19 protein-coding genes and 2 pseudogenes are annotated in these 21,257 nt (G+C 58.7%); 18 read left to right on the forward strand and 3 right to left on the reverse strand.

All coding sequences use genetic code 11. The annotated features are described in order from the left end of the window. The first annotated feature begins 152 nt into the window (after window positions 1–152). From PSUM_RS18235 to PSUM_RS18275, 9 genes are all read left to right on the forward strand, one after another. Entirely contained in the window at window positions 153–1,496 is a 1,344-nt protein-coding gene (locus PSUM_RS18235) for an OprD family outer membrane porin (protein ID WP_020797289.1), read from the forward strand. Between the two features lie 400 nt (window positions 1,497–1,896). Beyond that, window positions 1,897–3,237 carry an OprD family porin gene (locus PSUM_RS18240; protein ID WP_083349884.1) on the forward strand — a complete coding sequence of 447 codons (1,341 nt, stop codon included), beginning with the start codon at window positions 1,897–1,899 and terminating at the stop codon, window positions 3,235–3,237. A gap of 319 nt (window positions 3,238–3,556) precedes the next feature. Then, on the forward strand, window positions 3,557–4,195 hold the full coding sequence (locus PSUM_RS18245; RefSeq protein WP_020797291.1) for a peroxiredoxin: 639 nt from the start codon (window positions 3,557–3,559) through the stop codon (window positions 4,193–4,195). A gap of 312 nt (window positions 4,196–4,507) precedes the next feature. Further along, complete coding sequence (ssuE, locus tag PSUM_RS18250; RefSeq protein ID WP_008064947.1) at window positions 4,508–5,101, forward strand: NADPH-dependent FMN reductase; 594 nt, start codon at window positions 4,508–4,510, stop codon at window positions 5,099–5,101. A 106-nt stretch (window positions 5,102–5,207) separates the two neighbouring features. Further along, window positions 5,208–6,173, forward strand: a complete 966-nt coding sequence (locus PSUM_RS18255; RefSeq protein ID WP_020797292.1) for a sulfonate ABC transporter substrate-binding protein — start codon at window positions 5,208–5,210, stop codon at window positions 6,171–6,173. A 25-nt stretch (window positions 6,174–6,198) separates the two neighbouring features. After that, window positions 6,199–7,347, forward strand: a complete 1,149-nt coding sequence (gene ssuD, locus PSUM_RS18260) for an FMNH2-dependent alkanesulfonate monooxygenase (RefSeq protein ID WP_083349883.1) — start codon at window positions 6,199–6,201, stop codon at window positions 7,345–7,347. A gap of 8 nt (window positions 7,348–7,355) precedes the next feature. Then, the gene (gene ssuC / locus PSUM_RS18265) at window positions 7,356–8,138 is read left to right on the forward strand and encodes an aliphatic sulfonate ABC transporter permease SsuC (protein ID WP_083349882.1); all 783 of its coding nucleotides are present in this window, start codon (window positions 7,356–7,358) and stop codon (window positions 8,136–8,138) included. Beyond that, the gene (ssuB, locus tag PSUM_RS18270) at window positions 8,135–8,941 is read left to right on the forward strand and encodes an aliphatic sulfonates ABC transporter ATP-binding protein (protein ID WP_083349881.1); all 807 of its coding nucleotides are present in this window, start codon (window positions 8,135–8,137) and stop codon (window positions 8,939–8,941) included. The genes ssuC and ssuB overlap by 4 nt, the downstream gene beginning before the upstream one ends. Before the next feature lie 33 nt (window positions 8,942–8,974). Next, window positions 8,975–9,190, forward strand: coding sequence for a TOBE domain-containing protein (locus PSUM_RS18275; protein ID WP_007967989.1), 216 nt, complete (start codon window positions 8,975–8,977; stop codon window positions 9,188–9,190). A gap of 119 nt (window positions 9,191–9,309) precedes the next feature. Here PSUM_RS18275 and PSUM_RS18280 read toward each other — a convergent pair whose 3' ends face one another. Further along, a complete protein-coding gene (locus PSUM_RS18280; protein WP_020797296.1) occupies window positions 9,310–9,945 on the reverse strand; it encodes a TetR/AcrR family transcriptional regulator in 636 nt (211 codons plus the stop codon). A 225-nt stretch (window positions 9,946–10,170) separates the two neighbouring features. Beyond that, window positions 10,171–11,547, reverse strand: a complete 1,377-nt coding sequence (locus tag PSUM_RS18285) for a glutamine synthetase family protein (protein WP_015097275.1) — start codon at window positions 11,545–11,547, stop codon at window positions 10,171–10,173. 278 nt (window positions 11,548–11,825) lie between these two features. On the opposite strand from PSUM_RS18285, the gene PSUM_RS18290 reads away from it, so the two are divergent. The 8 genes from PSUM_RS18290 (at window position 11,826) to PSUM_RS18325 (ending at window position 20,589) form a co-directional block, all read left to right on the forward strand. Beyond that, entirely contained in the window at window positions 11,826–12,185 is a 360-nt protein-coding gene (locus PSUM_RS18290) for a gamma-glutamyl-gamma-aminobutyrate hydrolase family protein (RefSeq protein ID WP_083349880.1), read from the forward strand. Window positions 12,186–12,222: 37 nt separating this feature from the next. After that, window positions 12,223–13,581, forward strand: a complete 1,359-nt coding sequence (locus tag PSUM_RS18295) for a glutamine synthetase family protein (protein WP_008064954.1) — start codon at window positions 12,223–12,225, stop codon at window positions 13,579–13,581. A gap of 59 nt (window positions 13,582–13,640) precedes the next feature. Further along, window positions 13,641–15,005 carry an aspartate aminotransferase family protein gene (locus tag PSUM_RS18300; RefSeq protein WP_033041957.1) on the forward strand — a complete coding sequence of 455 codons (1,365 nt, stop codon included), beginning with the start codon at window positions 13,641–13,643 and terminating at the stop codon, window positions 15,003–15,005. Window positions 15,006–15,174: 169 nt separating this feature from the next. Continuing rightward, window positions 15,175–16,287, forward strand: a complete 1,113-nt coding sequence (locus tag PSUM_RS18305) for a polyamine ABC transporter substrate-binding protein (protein ID WP_020797300.1) — start codon at window positions 15,175–15,177, stop codon at window positions 16,285–16,287. 188 nt (window positions 16,288–16,475) lie between these two features. Further along, a complete protein-coding gene (locus PSUM_RS18310) occupies window positions 16,476–17,573 on the forward strand; it encodes a polyamine ABC transporter substrate-binding protein (protein ID WP_020797301.1) in 1,098 nt (365 codons plus the stop codon). Window positions 17,574–17,645: 72 nt separating this feature from the next. Continuing rightward, window positions 17,646–18,788, forward strand: coding sequence for an ABC transporter ATP-binding protein (locus PSUM_RS18315; RefSeq protein WP_020797302.1), 1,143 nt, complete (start codon window positions 17,646–17,648; stop codon window positions 18,786–18,788). Between the two features lie 35 nt (window positions 18,789–18,823). Further along, window positions 18,824–19,705 (forward strand): ABC transporter permease subunit, encoded by an 882-nt coding sequence (locus PSUM_RS18320; protein WP_231989931.1) that lies wholly within the window; start codon window positions 18,824–18,826, stop codon window positions 19,703–19,705. Beyond that, window positions 19,702–20,589, forward strand: a complete 888-nt coding sequence (locus PSUM_RS18325; RefSeq protein WP_020797304.1) for an ABC transporter permease subunit — start codon at window positions 19,702–19,704, stop codon at window positions 20,587–20,589. Before PSUM_RS18320 ends, PSUM_RS18325 begins: the two co-directional genes overlap by 4 nt. A 141-nt stretch (window positions 20,590–20,730) precedes the next feature. Here the strand turns inward: PSUM_RS18325 and PSUM_RS18330 are convergent. Continuing rightward, window positions 20,731–21,032 (reverse strand): annotated as a pseudogene (locus PSUM_RS18330) (phosphohydrolase); the annotation flags it as partial. On the opposite strand from PSUM_RS18330, the pseudogene PSUM_RS31385 reads away from it, so the two are divergent. After that, window positions 21,029–21,181: pseudogene (locus PSUM_RS31385) on the forward strand (helix-turn-helix domain-containing protein); the annotation flags it as partial. The pseudogenes PSUM_RS18330 and PSUM_RS31385 sit on opposite strands and share 4 nt — an antisense overlap. Window positions 21,182–21,257 lie beyond the last annotated feature (76 nt).

A 21,257-nucleotide genomic window follows, 5' to 3' on the forward strand; every position in this document is an offset into this window, starting at 1 on the left:
CAAAAAATCGGGGATTAGACTATGGTCGTAGACACATGTAGTTACGATTGACTTGTGGGTCACGCTCTGGCGCTAATCGCGCATCTTAGGATTCCAGGCATATGACCCGGAACCAGGACCAATAAGAATTAGAGACGAGAGGAGTTTAAACAATGAACAAGTCGACCTTGACCCTGGCCGTGGCTGTAGGGGTTCTGGCGCAGCAGGCAGGCGCCGCCGGTTTCATCGATGACAGCAAGGCTTCCGTTAGTTCGCGCACCTATTATTTCGACTCGGATAAGCGTGAAGGTGCCAGTACGCCTGCCAACCGGCAGCGTGAAGCGGCGGAAGGCCTGAAGTTCGATTACCAGTCGGGCTTCACCCAAGGCACCGTTGGCTTCGGTATCGACGCCCAGGCACTGGTCGGCATCCATCTGGACGGCGGCAAGGGCCATCACCCGGACAACAACTCCTTCTCCCCTAGCGATTCCGATGGTTCGGCAGAGAGTTCGTGGAGCCGTTTGGCGGGCAACGTCAAGGCACGCGTCTCGAAGACCGAGGCCCACTACGGTGGTGCCTTGCAGCCCAACATGCCTATCCTGATTGCGAACGACAGTCGCGTACTGCCACAAACCTTTGAGGGTGGCACCATCACCTCGAAGGAAATCGACAACGTGACCTTCAACGTCGGTCAACTCGAGCACGCGACGGGTCGCGCCTCCTCGAACAGCACTGGCCTGTCTGTGGCTGGCGCTACCCAGGACAGCAACCAGTTCCGTTACGCTGGTGCTGACTGGAAGGTCACCAAGGACCTGTTGCTGCAGTACTACTACGCGAACCTGGAAGACTTCTACAAGCAGAACTTCCTCGGCCTGGTGCACGTTTACCCGATCGCGCCTAACCAGTCGTTCAAGACTGACATTCGCTACTTCGACAGCAGCTCCGATGGCAAGAACGGCAGCGGCCAGGCGGGCTACCGGTTCAACAACAACAACGGCTTCGCCAAGACGCCGGGCGAGGTCGATAACAAGACCTGGAGCGCCACGTTCACCTATACCCTGGGTGGCAGTGCATTCCTGCTTGGGCATCAGCGTGTCAACGATGACGGCGGCTTTGTTTTCCTGAACCAGGCCAACGTTGTCGATGGCAACGGCCGCAACGAAGGTGCTGGCGGCGCCAGCTTCTACTCGTTCACCGACGCCACCGTCGGCAGCTTTATCCGTGCCGGTGAAAACACCACCTACGGTCAGTACTCTTATGACTTCGCTTCGCTGGGCGTTCCCGGTTTGAAAGCGTCGGCTGCTTACCTGTACGGCCAGGACATCAAGGCCACCAACGGCGTGGGCAAGGACCTGAACGAGCGCGAGACCGACCTGCGTGTGGATTACGTGATTCAAACCGGTCCGCTTAAAGGCTTCGGTACGACGCTGCGTCACGGTATGTATCGTGGTAACACCAGTACCCTTGATGAAGACCAGACCCGTGTGATCTTCAACTACACCTACGCCTTCAAGTAAGCCGTAGCAAAAAGCCTCGTCGGCGGACGGGGCTTTTTTTCGCCTCCCGTTTTATATTCCATAAACAATGCATATGATTATTTTTTATTCTTTTTAGAATTTTACTCAAGCGCTTAAAGTTAGGCCATCCGATACGCACCGTAAGCTTCGGATCGAGTTCCAAATCCCCGAACACCCAAGAATTCCAGGAATCGGCTTGTCGTCGATACCTCGGGCTTTACCGTCGGGGCATATTCCTAAATGCGATTAAAATTTATTTTTCAATTCTTTTTAGGATTATGAAGGGGTATTCTGCGCGGCCCAAAAAAAGACCGATCCAGACGGTCTGGCGCTAATGGCGCCGGCGGATCCAGGGCATTCGACCCAGGACCAAGAATTAGAAAACGATAGGAGCGAAACAATGAACAAGTCCAACCTGGCCGTGGCAGTGGCCGTAGGGGTTTTGGCGCAGCAAGCAAGCGCCGCCGGTTTCATCGAAGACAGCAAGGCAACGTTGGGGTTGCGCAACTTCTACATCAACACCGATTACCGTGATGGTACCGGTCCGAACAAAAACGAAGAGTGGGGCCAAGGCTTCGACCTGCGTTTCACTTCCGGTTATACCCAAGGCACCGTTGGTTTTGGTGTTGATGCGATCGGCCTACTGGGCGTGCGCCTGGATTCGGGTGGCGGTACAAACGGCGCCACTGCGACGTCCTATGGCGGTACAGTGTTCCCAAGCAAGTCCAACGGCGAAGCGGTTGATAACTTCTCCAGCCTGGGCCTGACTGCCAAGGCCAAGATCTCCCAGACTGAACTGAAACTGGGTACCTTGCAGCCAAAACTGCCGGTGATCGTCACCAACGATGGTCGTCTGCTTCCACAAACCTGGCAGGGTGGCCAACTCAGCTCGAGCGATATCAAGGACCTGACATTGATCGGTGGTCAGATCGAGCAGGTAAAAGGTCGTAACTCGAGCAACAACGAACAGTTGTCGATCTCGGGCGCCAACAGCCGTGCCTCAACAGGTCGAGACAGCAATAAGTTCATCTACGCCGGTGGTGACTACAAGCTCACCAAGGACCTGACAGCCCAGTACTACTACGGCAACCTTGAAGAGTTCTACAAGCAACACTTCCTGGGCCTGGTGCACAACTGGGCAATCGGCCCCGGTGTGTTGAAGTCGGATTTGCGCTACTTCAACAGTTCCGATGACGGTGCCAACGGTCACGATCCGCTGTACTTCACCACCGGCAACTATAACGCTCCAAACGGTAAAGGCAAGGTCGACAACAACCTGTACAGCGGCCTGTTCCTGTATTCCGTTGCCGGTCACACCTTTGGTGGTGGTTACCAGGTCAGCAACGGCAGCAGCGATTTCCCGTGGCTGAACCAGGGCGACGGATCGTCGGCCTACATCATCACTGACTCGCAAATCCAGAAGTTCGCCCGTGCCGGCGAACGCACCTGGCAGGCACGCTACTCGTATGACTTCGCCAAGGTTGGCGTGCCTGGCCTGACGGCGGGCGTGGTGTACCTGCATGGCGACGATATCGATACCGTCAACTCTGCCGGTCGCGAAGCGGCCAGCGGCGCTTCCGAGTGGGAACGCGACCTGACCGTGGGTTACGTCGTTCAGTCCGGTGCGTTGAAAAACCTCGGCGTGATGTGGAAAAACGCCAGCTGGCGTACCGATCTGCCGAACACTCGCTCCCAGGACGAGAATCGCCTGATCGTCAGCTACTCGATCCCGCTGTTGTAATAGCGTGTGGGAGCGAGCCTGCTCGCTCCCACAGGGTAACCGACGCAAAAAAAAGCCCCGCCCGGCATCACGCCGGGCGGGGCTTTTGTGTTTCCAAGGCGGCTCACCCCCGTAAACCGGCCTCGTATTTCCCCTCTTTTACAGCAACTCAAGGCCTTCTCGAACCTTGTGGCCGATGTTGGGGGCGATGGGTTCGGGCGTCCAGTGAAGAGATGTTTAATATTCCTTTACGATCTAAATAAATCGATATTTATTCTTTTTAATGAATAAAAAATGCAGGCACAGTTGAACTCAACCAGCACTCACCAGGAGCAGCACCATGAGTATCAGACTGGGCGATATCGCCCCGGATTTCGAACAGGATTCCAGCGCCGGTACCATCCGGTTTCACCAGTGGCTGGGCGATAGTTGGGGTGTGCTGTTTTCCCACCCGGCCGACTTCACGCCGGTGTGCACCACCGAGCTGGGCTTTACGGCGAAGTTGAAAGACGAATTCGCCAAGCGTGGGGTCAAGGCCATCGCGCTGTCCGTCGACCCGGTGGAATCGCACCACAGGTGGATCGAAGACATCAACGAAACCCAGGGCACCGTGGTCAACTTCCCGATTCTCGACGACGCCGACCGCAAGGTTTCGGACCTGTACGACTTGATCCATCCGAACGCCAACGACACCTTGACGGTGCGCTCGCTGTTCGTGATCGACCCGAACAAAAAGGTACGGTTGACCATCACCTACCCGGCGAGCACCGGTCGCAACTTCCATGAAATCCTGCGGGTGATCGACTCGCTGCAACTGACCGACAACTTCAAGGTGGCCACCCCGGCCAACTGGCAGGACGGTGATGAGGTGGTGATCGTGCCATCGCTCAAGGATGAAGATGAAATCAGGCAGCGCTTTCCCAAAGGCTATCGAGCCATTAAGCCGTACTTGCGCCTGACACCGCAGCCGAATCGCTGAAGTCTGCGCGTTCCCACGCGCAGCAAAGGAACGCCTCAACGGACGCTCTGCGTTCGGCTTTCGAGGGGACGCGGAGCGTCCCGGGCTGCATTCCCACGCAGAGCGTGGGAACGATCAAGAACACAAAGCAGGGGGTTTTCAGGCCGTTTCGACGGCCTTTTTTTTGTCAGGAAGAAACTGAAGTTATATCGCCAAAACGAATAACCAAATGAATAAATATGATTTATAGATATATAAATCACCTGTTAAGGTCACTCTATCCAAGCGAGATCGCAAACCGCGAATCGCAACGCCGCTCAAGGAATCGTCTGAATGTTGGTCGTCTCACTCGGTGGCAGCCCCAGCCAGCGCTCCCGTTCCGGGGTGTTGCTGGAGCGCTCCCAGCGTTGGTTGCAAGGGCAGGGTGTGGAAGTGGTGAGCTATCAGGTGCGGGACTTCCCGGCCGAAGACTTGCTGCATGCACGCTTCGACAGTCCGAAGGTGATCAACCTGCTTCAACAGATTGAAAACGCCGATGGCCTGCTGATTGCCACGCCGGTCTACAAGGCTTCTTTCTCAGGTGCGTTGAAAACCGTGCTGGATCTGCTGCCCGAGCGCGCCCTGGCGCATAAAGTGGTGCTGCCCATGGCAACCGGGGGCAGCATTGCCCACATGCTGGCGGTGGATTACGCACTCAAGCCGGTATTGTCGGCATTGAAGGCCCAGGAGCTGCTCCAGGGGATTTTCGCCGTCGACAGCCAGATCGCTTACGGCGAAGGCAGTGCGCAGGCACAGTTGGCGCCGGAGCTGGAGCAAAGATTGAACGAGTCGCTGGAGTTGTTTTTCAGCGCCATGGCGCGACGGCCCAAGCCGCTCGACCCGCAGCTATTGAATGATCGTTTGTTGAGTGCTCGCTGGAGCATCTGAGCTCCACTGAACATAAGCCCCATTCCAAATTGATGTACTGGCCTTACTCGCCCGCTAACGGGCAAGCAGGTGCAGCCAAAAACCCAACTGCAAAAAGGAGAGCGCCATGCGCCCTGTCATTTTGCGTCGTGGTCTGGTCGCTCTGTTTGCTGCGGCTGTCACCTTCGGCGCCATTACTCAAGCTCAGGCCGAGACGCTTCGTATCGGTTACCAGAAATATGGCACCCTGGTGCTGCTCAAAGCCAAGGGCACTCTGGAAAAACGCCTTGCCGCCCAAGGCGTGGACGTGCAATGGACTGAATTCCCCGGTGGTCCGCAACTGCTCGAAGGCCTGAACGTCGGCTCCATCGACTTCGGCGTCACCGGCGAAACCCCGCCAGTGTTCGCCCAGGCAGCCGGTGCTGATCTGCTCTACGTCGCCTACGAACCGCCGGCGCCGCACAGTGAAGCGATCCTGGTGCCGAAGGACTCGCCGATCAAATCGGTGAAGGACCTCAAGGGCAAGAAAGTCGTCCTGAACAAAGGCTCCAATGTGCACTACTTGCTGGTCCGCGCCCTGGAAGACGCCGGCCTCAAGTACAGCGATATCCAGACCGTATTCCTGCCGCCGGCCGATGCCCGCGCCGCGTTCGAGCGTGGCAGCGTCGATGCCTGGGTCATCTGGGACCCATACCAGGCCGCCGCCGAACAGCAGCTGCAGGCCCATACCCTGCGCGATGGCCAAGGCATCGTCGATAACCACCAGTTCTACCTCGCCACCAAGCCCTATGCGCAGAAAAACCCTGAGGTGATCAAGACCCTCGTGGAAGAAGTGCGCGCAGTCGGTGAATGGTCCAAGGCGAATCCGGACGATGTGACCCAACAGGTTTCGCCACTGCTTGGCCTGCCAGCGGACATCACCCTGACGTCCGTGAAACGCCAGGGCTACGGCGCGCTGTTCCTGACTCCGGAAGTGGTCGCCGCGCAACAGAAAATCGCCGACAGCTTCTACCAGCTCAAGCTGATTCCAAAGCCGCTGAGCATAAAAGACGTGATCTGGACGCCACCGGCGGCCGTTGCCAAAGCACAGTAATTCGATTCCCTAAGGAGACCACTCCATGAGCCTCAATATCTTCTGGTTCCTGCCTACCCACGGCGACGGCCATTACCTTGGCACCGCCGAAGGCGCTCGCGCCGTCGATCACGGTTACCTGCAACAAGTCGCGCAAGCGGCGGATCGCCTGGGTTTCGGCGGCGTGCTGATCCCTACCGGTCGTTCCTGCGAAGACTCGTGGCTGGTGGCCGCGTCGCTGATTCCAGTGACCCAGCGTTTGAAATTTCTTGTCGCACTGCGCCCCGGGATCATTTCCCCGACGGTGGCGGCGCGTCAGGCTGCGACCCTGGATCGTTTGTCCGGTGGGCGTGCATTGTTCAACCTGGTGACAGGCGGTGATCCGGAAGAATTGGCCGGCGACGGTTTGTTCCTGACCCACGAAGAGCGCTATCAGGCCTCGGTCGAATTCACCCGCATCTGGCGTCGGGTGCTGGAAGGCGAAACCGTCGATTACGATGGTCAGCACATCAGTGTGAAGGGCGCCAAGCTGCTCTATCCGCCGATCCAGCAACCGCGTCCGCCGCTGTATTTCGGAGGCTCGTCGGAAGCGGCCCAGGATCTGGCGGCAGAGCAGGTCGAAATGGTCCTGACCTGGGGCGAGCCGCCGGCCGCCGTTGCCGAAAAAATCGCCCAGGTGCGCGCCAAGGCCGCCAAGCTCGGGCGCACTGTGCGCTTCGGTATTCGCCTGCATGTGATCGTGCGCGAAACCAATGCCCAGGCGTGGCAAGCGGCGGACCGACTGATCTCACACCTGGACGACGACACCATCGCACGTGCCCAGGCTTCACTGGCGCGCTTCGACTCGGTTGGCCAGCAACGCATGGCGGCTCTGCACGGCGGCAGTCGCGATAACCTGGAAGTCAGTCCCAACCTGTGGGCCGGTGTCGGCCTGGTGCGCGGCGGTGCCGGCACGGCGCTGGTGGGTGATGGTCCAACCGTGGCTGCCCGTGTAAAGGAGTACGCGGACCTGGGTATCGATACCTTTATCTTCTCTGGTTATCCACACCTGGAAGAGTCGTATCGCGTTGCCGAACTGCTGTTCCCGCACCTGGACATCGAGCGTCCCGAGTTGCCGAAAAGCGCCGGTTACGTCAGCCCGTTTGGCGAGATGGTTGCTAACGACATTCTCCCTAAAGCTGCGTCCCAGAGCTGAGGCGCGCCATGAAGAAAGTCATTCACAGCCTTGCGCCATGGGCATTACCGGTCTTGCTGTTAGCGGTGTGGCAGTTGTCGGTGTCGGCGGGCTGGTTGTCGACGCGGATTCTGCCGGCGCCCATTGCCGTGATCGAAGCCGGGGTGAGCCTGGTTCGCAGTGGTGAAATCTGGACGCACCTGGCTATCAGCGGTTGGCGCGCGGCGCTGGGTTTCGCCATTGGCGGCGGCATCGGCCTGACCCTGGGCTTTATCACCGGCCTGTCGAAATGGGGCGAGCGCCTGCTCGACAGCTCGGTGCAGATGATCCGCAACGTGCCGCACCTGGCGCTGATTCCCTTGGTGATCCTGTGGTTCGGCATCGACGAGTCGGCGAAGATTTTCCTGGTGGCCCTGGGCACCTTGTTCCCGATCTACCTCAACACCTATCACGGCATCCGCAACGTCGACCCGGCGTTGGTGGAAATGTCGCGCAGCTACGGTCTGTCGGGTTTCAGCCTGTTTCGCCAAGTGATTCTGCCGGGGGCCTTGCCTTCGATCCTGGTCGGTGTGCGCTTTGCCCTGGGCTTCATGTGGCTGACGCTGATCGTCGCCGAAACCATCTCCGCCAGCTCCGGCATTGGCTACCTGGCGATGAACGCCCGGGAGTTCCTGCAGACCGACGTGGTGGTGCTGGCGATTCTGCTATACGCGGTGCTCGGCAAACTGGCCGACCTCGCGGCCCGTGGACTTGAACGCGTATGGCTGCGCTGGCATCCGGCCTATCAGGTCGTCAAGGGAGGTGCTGCATGACTGCCCAACAACCTCCACGCTTGCTGCGCGGAATCCCGCTGGCGGTGCGCAAGCTGCAAAAAACCTTCGGCTCGCGGCAGGTGCTGCGTGAGATCGACCTGCACGTTCCGGCCGGTCAGTTCGTCGCAGTGGTCGGCCGTAGCGGCTGTGGCAAAAGTACCCTGCTGCGCTTGCTTGCTGGCCTCGACAAACCTACGGCTGGTGAATTGCTCGCCGGCACCGCGCCGCTGAGCGAGGCGCGGGAAGACACCCGGCTGATGTTCCAGGAAGCGCGTCTGCTGCCGTGGAAAAAGATCATCGACAACGTTGGCCTCGGCCTCAAGGGCAACTGGCGTCCGCAAGCGCTGAAAGCCCTGGAAGCGGTCGGCCTGGCGGATCGCGCCAACGAGTGGCCGGCGGCGTTGTCCGGAGGGCAGAAGCAACGTGTGGCGCTGGCTCGCGCACTGATCCATCAACCGCGCCTGCTGTTGCTCGACGAGCCGTTGGGTGCGCTGGATGCGCTGACCCGAATTGAAATGCAGCAGCTGATCGAGCGGCTCTGGCAACAACACGGCTTTACGGTGTTGCTGGTCACCCACGACGTCAGCGAAGCGGTGGCGATCGCCGATCGGGTGATCCTGATCGAAGACGGTGAGGTCGGCCTCGACCTGCACGTGGAACTGCCGCGCCCTCGGGTCCGCGGCTCTCATCGGTTGGCGGCGCTGGAAACCGAAGTGCTCAACCGTGTGCTGTCACTGCCGGGGCAACCACCGGAGCCGGAACCTGTTTCACCCTTGCCTACGCAGTTGCGTTGGGCTCAATAACTCAAGCCTCAATCAACGACAGGAATCAACATCATGACTATCAAGGCCATCAACGTTCGCAACCAGTTCAAAGGCTCCATCAAGGAAATCGTACTCGGTGACGTGCTGTCGGAAATCGATGTGCAGACCGCTTCCGGCATCGTCACCTCGGTGATCACCACGCGTTCGGTGAAAGAGCTGGAACTGGCGGTGGGCAGCGAAGTGATCGCGTTCGTGAAATCCACCGAGGTGTCGATCGCCAAATTGTGAGTCGTACGTGTGATCGTTCCCACGCTCTGCGTGGGAATGCCTCAACGGACGCTCCGCGTTCGGCCTTTGGGGACGCAGAGCGTCCCGGGCTGCATTTCCCACGCAGAGCGTGGGAACGATCAGCGTGCGGAGCGCTTGGGCAGGTACGGCGGCAAGTACAGCCCCAGATACGCATCGAACACCCGCATCCCTTCCTCAGCCATGCGCGGCGTGATCTGCCCGTGCTGCTGCACCGAGCGCGCATAAACCCGGTCCCCGAGCTCCATGGCCAGGGCAAACACATCGACATCGTCCGGCAACCTTGGCAGCTCGAAATGATGATCGAACAGCTTGTGCATCAGGTCGCCCAGCTCAATGTCGTGCTGGCGGTCGGCCTGGGTGACTTCGGTCAGGCCGTGCTGGGCCAGAATCAATTGGCGGGCCGCGGCGTCTTCGCTGTAGATCTCAAGCATCCGTTGCTCGACCAGTCGCGACAGGTCACGCCAACCACTTAAAGCGTCATGGTCGATAGGTGCCTGCAGGCAGGCGCGGAAGGCCGCGTGGACGTCGGCCGTCAGCGCCTCCAGCAGGGACGGGACGCTGGCGAAGAAGTGGTAGACGGAGGAGGGCGGGATTTGTGCGCGTTCGGCGACACTGTAGATCGACAGACTGGCCACGCCCTCGGCGGCCAGCAGCGTGCGGGCGGCATCGAGTATCGAATCGATCCGGGCCTGGCTGCGTGCACGGGGTTTGCGAACGGTGGCGGTGCGCGTCATTGGAGTCTCCTGCGGGGCAGGGGGCATTGTACGAGCAGGGTTTGATGTTGTCTGCCTGGACGCCTTCGCGAGCAGGTCGCTCCCACAAGGATTGCCTGTGTTCACGAAAATGATGTTCACTGAAATTTACTGTGGGAGCGAGCCTGCTCGCGAACCGCCGCAGGCGGCCATAAAAAAACGCCGCTGGCTGTGAGGCCGGCGGCGCTTCTTGTTCACTGCAACCACTTACACGGTATGCAGGTACCAGTTGTACTCGAGGTCGGAGATGGAGTGTTCGAACTCCTCCAGCTCGCTCTCTTTACAGGCCACGAAGATATCGATGTATTTCGGATCGATGTACTTGGCCATGACTTCGCTGTCGTCCAGCTCGCGCAACGCATCACGCAAGTTGTTTGGCAGGCTCTGCTCGTTCTGCTCGTAGCTGTTGCCTTCCACCGGGGCACCTGGCTCGATCTTGTTGACCAGGCCGTGGTGCACGCCTGCCAGGACCGAAGCCATCAGCAGGTACGGGTTGGCATCGGCACCGGCCACGCGGTGTTCGATACGTACGGCATCGGCGGAGCCGGTCGGTACGCGAATCGCTACGGTGCGGTTGTCCAGGCCCCAGCACGGCGAGTTCGGCACATAGAACTGCGCGCCGAAACGACGGTAGGAGTTGACGTTCGGGCAGAGGAAAGCCATCTGCGCCGGTAGGGTCTCGAGCACACCGCCGATCGCGTGACGCAGCGCGGCGTTCTGCTCGGGATCCTCACTGGCAAAAATATTCTTGCCGTCTTTGTCGAGAATCGAAATGTGCACGTGCAGACCGTTACCCGCCTGGCCCGGGTAAGGCTTGGCCATGAAGGTGGTGTCCATTTCATGGTCGTAGGCGATGTTCTTGATCAGACGCTTGAGCAGCACTGCGTAGTCGCAGGCCTTGATCGGGTCGGCCACGTGGTGCAGGTTCACTTCGAACTGCGCCGGGGCACTTTCCTTGACGATGGCGTCGGCAGGGATGCCTTGCTCTTTGGCACCTTCCAGAATGTCCTGGAGACAGTCGACGTATTCGTCGAGGTCGTCGATCAGGTAGACCTGTGTCGAGTGCGGGCGTTTACCGGAAACCGGCGAGCGAGGCGGTTGCGGACGACCGTTCACGTTCTCCTGGTCGATCAGGTAGAACTCCAGTTCAAACGCGGCGCAGATGGTCAGGCCCATTTCGTCGAACTTGCGCACGACGTTGGCCAGCACTTCGCGAGGGTCGGCGAAGAATGGCTCGCCTTCGAGTTCGTGCATGGTCATCAGCAGTTGCGCGGTCGGGCGCTTTTGCCATGGCTCGTTGCACAGGGTATCGGGAATTGGATAGCAGATTCGGTCAGCATCACCGATGTCCAGGCCCAGGCCGGTGCTTTCCACCGTAGAGCCATTGATATCCAGAGCAAATAGAGAGGCCGGCAGGTTGATGCCTTTCTCGTAAACCTTGTGGAGGCTGGTGCGTTCGATGCGCTTGCCGCGCACCACACCATTCATATCCGCAATCAGAAGGTCAACGTACAGAACCTCAGGATGTTCCTTAAGGAACGCGTTCGCTTCGTTAAGCTGAACGGCACGCGGGGGTACCGACATGATGCAACACCTTTGTTGTTAAAAATATCAATCATTGATCTTTTCGGATTCCAGTCAACCCGAACGGCATGCCGAAGTCAAGCGAGGCCTTTTTTGCCCTAAAAAAGCGCTCGCATGGCTTTTTTGAGGCTCTTTGGGGCGTTTTCATCCCCCGTGGCCGTTTGACGCCCGCAGGCTTGAGCGGGCCGTGTTGTATTTTTTACGGGGGTGTTGTGTAAAAAAATGAACAAGGCTAAGCTCGAATCAAACCCATAACAGCAATAATACCGGGGTGCTTCATGTATCGCCTGCCGATAATCGGCGTCACCGCCTGCTCTTCGCAGACCGGTCTGAATGCTTATCACATCAGTGGCGACATCTGCGTCAGCGCCAAGGCTCCAGCGGCTCCTGGCCTGTCGGTGATCTTCCCGTCCCTGGCGGATCAACCGTTTCTGTCCGATATTCTGGACGGCCTCGACGGCACACCCATTACGGTTACTCCATTCAATATAGAACCGATTCACAATAGCGGCTCGGCCTTTGTGCAGGGCACCGCTCGTGATTCTGCACGCCTGGTATGTGCAGAAGTACACACAAGCACGATAGCCTGGCGCAAACTTGTATTTCAACGCGACGCCGATGCGTCAACTATCGCCTGACCTCAAGCGTCAGGAAACTCAAAGCCTAGAGGCATTTATGAGTAACAACCTCGACCAGCTCACCGATTGGTTGAAAGACCACAAGATCACAGAAGTCGAATGCATGATCGCCGACTTGACCGGGATTACCCGGGGCAAGATTTCGCCGACCAACAAATTCATCGCCGAGAAAGGCATGCGTCTGCCAGAAAGTGTGCTGCTGCAGACCGTGACCGGCGATTACGTCGAAGACGACATCTATTACGAGCTGCTCGACCCGGCCGACATCGACATGATCTGCCGTCCCGACCAGAACGCGGTGTTTCCGGTGCCATGGGCCATCGAACCGACCGCCATCGTCATCCACGATACCTATGACAAGCAGGGCAACCCGATTGAGCTGTCGCCGCGCAACGTGCTCAAGAAGGTCCTGAAACTCTATGCCGACAAAGGCTGGCAGCCGATCGTGGCGCCGGAAATGGAGTTCTACCTGACCAAGCGCAGCGACGACCCGGATTATCCGTTGCAGCCGCCGATCGGCCGCTCCGGGCGTCCGGAAATCGGTCGCCAGTCGTTCTCCATCGAGGCGGCGAACGAATTCGATCCATTGTTCGAGGACGTCTATGACTGGTGCGAATTGCAGGAACTGGACCTCGACACGCTGATCCACGAAGACGGCACGGCGCAGATGGAAATCAACTTCCGTCATGGCGATGCCCTGTCCCTGGCCGACCAGATCCTGGTGTTCAAGCGCACCATGCGCGAAGCCGCCCTCAAGCACGACGTGGCAGCTACCTTCATGGCCAAGCCGATGACCGGCGAGCCTGGCAGTGCCATGCACTTGCACCAGAGCATCATCGACATCGAGACCGGCAAGAACATCTTCTCCAATGAAGACGGGACCATGAGCGAGCTGTTCCTGCAGCACATCGGTGGCCTGCAGAAACTGATTCCCGAGTTGCTGCCGCTGTTCGCCCCCAACGTCAACTCGTTCCGCCGCTTCCTGCCGGACACCTCGGCACCGGTAAACGTGGAATGGGGCGAAGAGAACCGCACCGTGGGCCTGCGTGTACCGGATGCCGGGCCGCAAAACCGGCGTGTGGAAAACCGCCTGCCGGGTGCCGATGCCAACCCGTACCTGGCCATTGCCGCGAGCCTGCTGTGTGGCTACATCGGCATGGTCGAAGGCCTGAACCCGAGCGCACCGGTGGTGGGTCGTGGTTATGAGCGCCGCAACCTGCGCCTGCCACTGACCATCGAAGACGCGCTCGAGCGTATGGAAAACAGCGCAACCATCGAGCGCTACCTGGGCAAAACTTTCATCACTGGCTACGTCGCGGTCAAGCGGGCCGAGCATGAAAACTTCAAGCGCGTGATCAGTTCGTGGGAACGGGAATTCCTGCTTTTTGCCGTCTGACGCGCCGTGCGCCGCCGTTGTCGGGTGGCGCTCTCACCTGGAATTTTTAGGAGATTGGTATGACCAGCAACAACCCGCAAACCCGTGAATGGCAAACCCTGAGCAGCGATCACCACCTGGCCCCGTTCAGCGACTTCAAGCAGCTGAAAGAGAAAGGCCCGCGGATCATCACCAACGCCAAGGGCGTCTACCTGTGGGACAGCGAAGGCAACAAGATCCTCGACGGCATGGCCGGCCTATGGTGCGTAGCCATTGGTTACGGTCGCGATGAACTGGCGGACGCCGCCAGCAAGCAGATGCGCGAGCTGCCCTACTACAACCTGTTCTTCCAGACCGCTCACCCGCCGGTGCTGGAGCTGGCCAAGGCCATCGCCGATGTCGCGCCAGAAGGCATGAACCACGTGTTCTTCACCGGTTCCGGCTCTGAAGGCAACGACACCATGCTGCGAATGGTTCGTCACTATTGGGCAATCAAGGGCCAGCCGAAGAAAAAGGTCATCATCAGCCGCAAGAACGGCTATCACGGTTCCACCGTGGCCGGCGCCAGCCTGGGAGGCATGACCTACATGCACGAACAGGGCGACTTGCCGATTCCGGGCATCGTCCACATCGCCCAGCCATACTGGTTCGCCGAAGGCGGCGACATGACCCCGGAAGAGTTCGGGATCTGGGCTGCCAATCAGTTGGAAGAGAAGATTCTGGAAGTCGGCGTGGACAACGTCGGTGCATTTATTGCCGAGCCAATCCAGGGCGCCGGCGGCGTGATCATTCCGCCAGACACCTACTGGCCGCGCATCAAGGAAATCCTCGCCAAGTACGACATCCTGTTCGTGGCCGACGAAGTGATCTGCGGCTTCGGCCGTACCGGTGAGTGGTTCGGCAGCGACTTCTACGACCTCAAGCCGGACATGATGACCATCGCCAAAGGCCTGACCTCCGGCTATATCCCCATGGGTGGCCTGATCGTGCGCGATGAAGTGGTCGAAGTGCTCAACGAAGGCGGCGATTTCAACCACGGTTTCACCTACTCCGGGCACCCGGTGGCGGCGGCTGTAGGCCTGGAAAACATCCGTATCCTGCGCGACGAAAAAATTGTCGAGCGCGTCAAGGCAGAAACGGCACCGTATTTGCAGAAACGTCTGCGCGAACTGAACGATCACCCATTGGTGGGCGAAGTTCGTGGGGTAGGCCTGTTGGGGGCAATCGAACTGGTTCAGGACAAAGCTACTCGCAAGCGTTATGAAGGCAAGGGCGTCGGCATGATCTGCCGGCAGTTCTGCTTCGATAACGGGCTGATCATGCGTGCCGTGGGGGACACCATGATCATCGCGCCACCGCTGGTGATCTCGCCTGCGGAAATCGATGAGTTGGTGACCAAGGCACGCAAGTGCCTTGACCTGACCCTGAGTGCGTTGCAGGCCTAAGTGCTAGGCTCTGAGCGGGAGTCATGAAACTTTCGCTCAGAGCTGTCAGAAACGTTGGCCTTTCCTTGAAAGACCGCCTCGGATCTTGCCAGACTAGCCGCGGTTCCAGTTGTCCGGGTTCGGCCGCTGAACAAAGTGGTTCAAAAAAGAAAAATTTGGAGCATTACGCATGAAGGCATTAGGAAAAAAGCTTGCTGGCAAGACTCTCCTCGCCATGTCCCTGATGGGCATTATGGCGGGTGCGGTCCAGGCGGACGACAAGGTGTTGCACGTCTATAACTGGTCCGACTACATCGCTCCGGACACGATCAAGAAGTTTGAAGACGAGTCTGGGATCAAAGTGGTCTACGACGTCTTCGACAGTAATGAAACCCTCGAAGCCAAGTTGCTGGCAGGCAAGTCCGGTTATGACATCGTCGTACCGTCGAACAACTTCCTGGCCAAGCAGATCAAGGCTGGCGTCTACCAGAAGCTGGACAAGTCCAAGCTGCCAAACTGGAAAAACCTGAACACCGACTTGCTCAAGGCGGTATCGGTGAGCGACCCGGGTAACGAGCACGCCTTCCCTTACATGTGGGGTTCGATCGGCATCGGCTTCAACGCCGAGAAGGTCAAGGCTGCACTGGGCGCCGATGCGCCGACCAATTCCTGGGATCTGCTGTTCAAACCGGAAAACGCCGCCAAGTTGAAGTCGTGCGGTATCAGTTTCCTCGATTCGCCTACCGAGATGATTCCGGTGGCGTTGCATTACCTGGGCTATCCAACCGACAGCCAGGACAAGAAACAACTGGCCGAAGCCGAAGCACTGTTCCTGAAAATCCGTCCTTCGGTAGGCTACTTCCACTCGTCCAAGTACATCTCCGACCTGGCCAACGGCAACATCTGCGTGGCCGTGGGTTACTCGGGCGACATCTACCAGGCCAAGGCGCGTGCCGCCGAAGCCGGTGACAAAGTGAAAGTCAGCTACAACATTCCAAAAGAAGGTGCTGGCAGCTTCTACGACATGGTCGCCATCCCTAAAGATGCCGAAAACGTCGAAGGCGCCTACAAGTTCATGACCTTCCTGCAGAAGCCGGAAATCATGGCTGAAATCACCAACGCCGTGCGTTTCCCGAACGGTAACGCGGCCGCCACGCCATTGGTTGATAAAGAAATCACCGCCGACCCAGGCATCTACCCGCCAGCGGACGTGCTGGCCAAGCTGTACGCGATTGCCGACTTGCCGGCCGCGACCCAGCGGATCCTGACTCGCAGCTGGACCAAGATCAAATCCGGTAAATAAGCCGGTTTGATGCAACAACCTGTTGTTGCCACCTGCGCGGCGGCAACAACAGGATCAATTAAATGACAGAAAGTTTTGCTGGAACGGTTTTTCGAGGGTAAGTTGCGCGCCGGTTTTGTTGTAAGGCAGCCATGGCTGTCATGTAACGCGGGGCAACTTGAGCCCAACTCATTTTAGAGGACCTCCACTTGCCTATTTTTTCTTTGTTGCGCAATGCCATGCTGGTCGCTGCCGGGTTGACGCTTGTCGTCAATGTTCAGGCTGCCGGCACCGTGCATATTTATAACTGGTCGGATTACATCGGCGAGACCACCCTGGCCGACTTCCAGAAAGAGACCGGTATCAAACCGGTTTATGACGTATTCGATTCCAACGAAACCCTGGAAGGCAAGTTGCTGGCCGGGCGTACCGGTTATGACGTGGTCGTGCCGTCCAACCACTTCCTCGGCAAACAGATCAAGGCAGGTGCTTTCCAGAAGCTCGACAAATCGAAGTTGCCGAACTATTCGAACCTCGATCCGGTGCTGCTCAAGCGCCTGGAGCAAAACGATCCGGGTAACCTGTACGCCGTGCCGTACCTGTGGGGTACCAACGGCATCGGTTACAACCCCGAAAAGGTCAAGGCTGCGCTGGGCGTCGACAAGATCGATTCCTGGGCGGCGGTCTTTGAGCCGGAGAACATCAAGAAGCTGCAAAGCTGCGGCGTGGCGTTCCTCGATTCCGCCGATGAAATGATGCCGACGGTCCTCAACTACATGGGCCTGGATGCTAATAGCACCAACCCCGAAGACTACAAAAAAGCCGAAGCCAAGTTGCTGGCGGTTCGGCCTTACGTGACTTACTTCCACTCCTCCAAATACATCGCGGACCTGGCCAACGGCGATATCTGCGTGGCCATCGGTTTCTCCGGTGACATGTTCCAGGCCCGCAACCGCGCGGCCGAAGCGAAGAAGGGCGTGGACATCGCCTATTCGATTCCCAAGGAAGGCGGTGCGCTGTGGTTCGACATGCTGGCGATTCCGAAGGATTCGGCCAACGTCAAGGAAGCGCACGCGTTCATCAACTATTTGCTGAAACCTGAGGTGATTGCCCAGGTCAGTGATTACGTCGGCTACGCCAACCCTAACCCCGGGTCGGACAAACTGATGGAACAGTCCATTCGCACCGACGAAGCGGTTTATCCACCGCAAGCGGTACTCGACAAGACCTACGTGTCCATCGAGTTACCACCAAACATACAACGTTTGATGACCCGCAGCTGGACCAAGGTCAAGTCGGGTAAATAGCTTCAAGGCTCAAACTATCCAAGGTTGGCTCACCTTGAGCGAACTGCACTCTTTTTGTTGGGAGTTTCGTAAATGGCAGTTGCCTCCGGCGCCTATAAGAAAGCCCTCGAGGGCGACCAGACACCTAAACAGGTGCTGGTCAAAATCGACCGGGTCACGAAGAAGTTCGACGAGACGATTGCCGTGGACGACGTGTCCCTGGAAATCAAGAAAGGCGAGATTTTCGCCCTGCTCGGCGGTTCGGGATCGGGCAAATCCACCCTGCTGCGCATGCTCGCCGGCTTCGAACGACCGACTGAAGGGCGGATCTTCCTCGACGGCGTGGACATCACTGACATGCCGCCGTACGAGCGGCCGATCAACATGATGTTCCAGTCTTACGCCCTGTTCCCGCACATGACCGTGGCGCAGAACATCGCCTTCGGCCTCAAGCAGGACAAACTGCCCGCCGCTGAGATCGATGCGCGCGTGGCCGATATGCTCAAGCTGGTTCAGATGACCCAGTACGCCAAGCGCAAGCCGCATCAGTTGTCCGGTGGCCAGCGCCAGCGTGTGGCCCTGGCCCGTTCGCTGGCCAAGCGTCCAAAGCTGCTGCTGCTCGACGAACCGATGGGCGCGCTGGATAAAAAACTGCGTTCGCAAATGCAGCTGGAGCTGGTCGAGATCATCGAGCGCGTTGGCGTGACCTGCGTGATGGTGACCCACGACCAGGAAGAGGCCATGACCATGGCCGAGCGCATCGCGATCATGCACCTGGGCTGGATCGCCCAGATCGGCAGCCCGATCGACATCTACGAAACCCCGACCAGCCGCCTGGTCTGCGAATTCATCGGCAACGTCAACATCTTCGACGGTGAAGTGATCGACGACGCCGAGGGCCACGCGATCATCACCTGCAAGGACCTCGACCGGAAGATCTATGTGGGCCATGGCATCAGCACCTCGGTGCAGGACAAATCCGTGACCTATGCGATCCGTCCGGAAAAGCTGCTCGTGACCCCGACCATGCCGACCTGTGAATACAACTGGTCCAGCGGCAAAGTGCACGACATCGCCTACCTCGGTGGTCACTCGGTGTTCTACGTCGAACTGCCGAGCGGCAAGATCGTCCAGTCGTTCGTCGCCAACGCCGAGCGCCGTGGCCAGCGACCAACCTGGGGTGACCAGGTGTACGTGTATTGGGAAGACGATAGCGGCGTGGTACTTCGCTCATGAACATGCGCAAATTCAAACGCCGCCTCAATCGAATAATTCCCGGTGGCCGCCAGCTGGTCATCGGGGTTCCCTTCATCTGGCTGTTCCTGTTCTTCATGTTGCCGTTCTTCATCGTCCTGAAGATCAGCTTCGCCGAAGCCGACGTGGCCATCCCGCCGTACACCGAGATCTACAGCTACGCCGAACAGAAACTGCAGGTGCTGCTGAACCTGGGCAACTACGTGATGCTCGGCGACGACGAGTTGTACATCGCCGCTTACCTCGGCTCGTTGAAGATGGCACTCTTCAGCACCATCCTCTGCCTGCTGATCGGCTACCCGATGGCCTACGCCATCGCCAGTGCCCGCAAAGAGCTGCAAACGGTGCTGGTTCTGCTGATCATGATGCCGACCTGGACCGCGATCCTGATCCGCGTCTATGCGTGGATGGGCATCCTCAGCAACAACGGCCTGCTCAACGGTTTCCTGATGACCATGGGCTGGATCAGTGAGCCGCTGCAGATCCTCAACACCAACCTCGCCGTGTACATCGGCGTGGTGTATTCGTACCTGCCGTTCATGATCCTGCCGCTGTACGCCAACCTGGTGAAACACGACACCAGCCTGCTGGAAGCCGCGTCGGACCTCGGTTCGAGCACCTTCAACAGCTTCTGGAAGATCACCGTGCCGCTGTCGAAAAACGGCATCATCGCCGGCTGCATGCTGGTGTTCATCCCGGTGGTGGGCGAGTTCGTGATCCCGGAACTGCTTGGCGGTCCGGAGACCCTGATGATCGGTAAAGTGCTCTGGCAAGAGTTCTTCAACAACCGTGACTGGCCGGTGGCATCCGCCCTGGCAGTGGTGATGCTGGCGATCCTGATTGTGCCGATCATCCTGTTCAACCGCAGTCAGGCCAAGGAAATGGAGGGTAAAGAATGAAACGCTTCCGTTTCTCCAGCCTGATGCTGGTACTGGGTCTGTTGTTCATCTATCTGCCGATGCTGATCCTGGTGATCTACTCCTTCAACGCCTCGAAGCTGGTGACGGTGTGGGGCGGCTGGTCGATCAAGTGGTACGTCGGCCTGATGGACAACACCCAACTGATGGGCTCGGTGGTGCGTTCGCTGGAAATCGCCTGCTACACGGCGGTGGCGGCAGTCGCACTGGGAACGCTAGCCGCGTTCGTCCTGACCCGCATCACCCACTTCAAGGGCCGTACGCTGTTCGGCGGCCTGGTCACCGCGCCGCTGGTGATGCCGGAAGTGATCACCGGTCTGTCGCTGTTGCTGCTGTTCGTGGCCATGGCACAGATGATCGGCTGGCCGCAGGAGCGTGGCATCGTGACGATCTGGATCGCCCACACCACGTTCTGTGCGGCGTATGTGGCGGTGGTGGTGTCGGCGCGCTTGCGTGAACTGGACCTGTCCATCGAAGAAGCGGCCATGGACCTCGGTGCGCGGCCATGGAAGGTGTTCTTCCTGATCACCATCCCGATGATCGCGCCATCCCTGGGCGCCGGCGGCATGATGTCGTTTGCCCTGTCGCTGGATGACCTGGTGTTGGCGAGCTTCGTGTCGGGCCCGGGTTCCACGACCTTGCCGATGGAAGTGTTCTCGGCGGTGCGCCTGGGCGTGAAGCCCGAGATCAACGCCGTGGCCAGCCTGATCCTGCTGGCAGTGTCGCTGATGACGTTCCTGGTCTGGTTCTTCAGCCGTCGCGCCGAAGAAGCGCGCAAGCGTGCGATCCAGCAAGCCATCGAAGAAAGCGCTGCCGATTCGTGGAAGCAACCGGACGTGCGTCGCGCGCAGCCGGAAGCGGCGTGAGTCTTAAATCGGGTTGACCACAATCCTGTGACCAACCCAAATCTAATGTGGGAGCGGGCTTGCTCGCGAAAGCGGAGTGTCAGTCACGAATATGTGGACTGACACTCCCTCTTCGCGAGCAAGCCCGCTCCCACATTTGCTTTAGGCAACCCAAGGGGATTGGCGAATGACTTCGACAAAATTCATCGGCTTGAACCCCGGTTCCTGATCTATCAAGACATCGGTCTTCACATTGCCGAACGTGGTCTGCGGACGATGGTGCAAGCCGTCGGCAAAGGCGCAGATGATGCACTCCTTGAACCCTTCGCCCCGTGGATGCGCATGCACCACCGCTTCACGCTGCACGGTGGAAACGCTGCGTAGTCCATGCCCAGCACATCCATTTCAACGCCAGCGGTCACCAGCGCCACGGTCGGCCGCAGGTGTTGCGGCACGCCCGGCGTGGGTGATGCTGGAAAGCACCCGCGCGCCGCTCAAGACCGTGGCTTACCAGTGCGGTTTCCGCGATGCCCAGCACATGCGCAGCGTGTTCAACCGCAGGCTGGTGGTGACGCCCCAGCAGTTCAGGCAGAATTTTTCGGCGATGGTTTGAGCCATTTATTCTTGAGGACCTCTTCGCGAGCAGGCTCGCTCCCACAGGTGACCGAGTGTCCTCTAATGTGGGAGCG

The organism is Pseudomonas umsongensis, from assembly GCF_002236105.1.
Lineage (GTDB): Bacteria > Pseudomonadota > Gammaproteobacteria > Pseudomonadales > Pseudomonadaceae > Aquipseudomonas > Aquipseudomonas umsongensis.

Bases quoted from the DNA above. Each gene is read 5' to 3' on its own strand.
- PSUM_RS18240 (WP_083349884.1), top strand. From the start codon at position 1,897: ATGAACAAGTCCAACCTGGCCGTGGCAGTGGCCGTAGGGGTTTTGGCG.
- ssuB (WP_083349881.1), top strand. From the start codon at position 8,135: ATGACTGCCCAACAACCTCCACGCTTGCTGCGCGGAATCCCGCTGGCG.
- PSUM_RS18285 (WP_015097275.1), bottom strand. From the start codon at position 11,547: ATGTCGGTACCCCCGCGTGCCGTTCAGCTTAACGAAGCGAACGCGTTC.
- PSUM_RS18315 (WP_020797302.1), top strand. From the start codon at position 17,646: ATGGCAGTTGCCTCCGGCGCCTATAAGAAAGCCCTCGAGGGCGACCAG.
- ssuC (WP_083349882.1), top strand. From the start codon at position 7,356: ATGAAGAAAGTCATTCACAGCCTTGCGCCATGGGCATTACCGGTCTTG.
- PSUM_RS18300 (WP_033041957.1), top strand. From the start codon at position 13,641: ATGACCAGCAACAACCCGCAAACCCGTGAATGGCAAACCCTGAGCAGC.
- ssuE (WP_008064947.1), top strand. From the start codon at position 4,508: ATGTTGGTCGTCTCACTCGGTGGCAGCCCCAGCCAGCGCTCCCGTTCC.
- ssuD (WP_083349883.1), top strand. From the start codon at position 6,199: ATGAGCCTCAATATCTTCTGGTTCCTGCCTACCCACGGCGACGGCCAT.
- PSUM_RS18245 (WP_020797291.1), top strand. From the start codon at position 3,557: ATGAGTATCAGACTGGGCGATATCGCCCCGGATTTCGAACAGGATTCC.
- PSUM_RS18305 (WP_020797300.1), top strand. From the start codon at position 15,175: ATGAAGGCATTAGGAAAAAAGCTTGCTGGCAAGACTCTCCTCGCCATG.
- PSUM_RS18295 (WP_008064954.1), top strand. From the start codon at position 12,223: ATGAGTAACAACCTCGACCAGCTCACCGATTGGTTGAAAGACCACAAG.
- PSUM_RS18325 (WP_020797304.1), top strand. From the start codon at position 19,702: ATGAAACGCTTCCGTTTCTCCAGCCTGATGCTGGTACTGGGTCTGTTG.
- PSUM_RS18255 (WP_020797292.1), top strand. From the start codon at position 5,208: ATGCGCCCTGTCATTTTGCGTCGTGGTCTGGTCGCTCTGTTTGCTGCG.
- PSUM_RS18275 (WP_007967989.1), top strand. From the start codon at position 8,975: ATGACTATCAAGGCCATCAACGTTCGCAACCAGTTCAAAGGCTCCATC.
- PSUM_RS18280 (WP_020797296.1), bottom strand. From the start codon at position 9,945: ATGACGCGCACCGCCACCGTTCGCAAACCCCGTGCACGCAGCCAGGCC.
- PSUM_RS18235 (WP_020797289.1), top strand. From the start codon at position 153: ATGAACAAGTCGACCTTGACCCTGGCCGTGGCTGTAGGGGTTCTGGCG.
- PSUM_RS18290 (WP_083349880.1), top strand. From the start codon at position 11,826: ATGTATCGCCTGCCGATAATCGGCGTCACCGCCTGCTCTTCGCAGACC.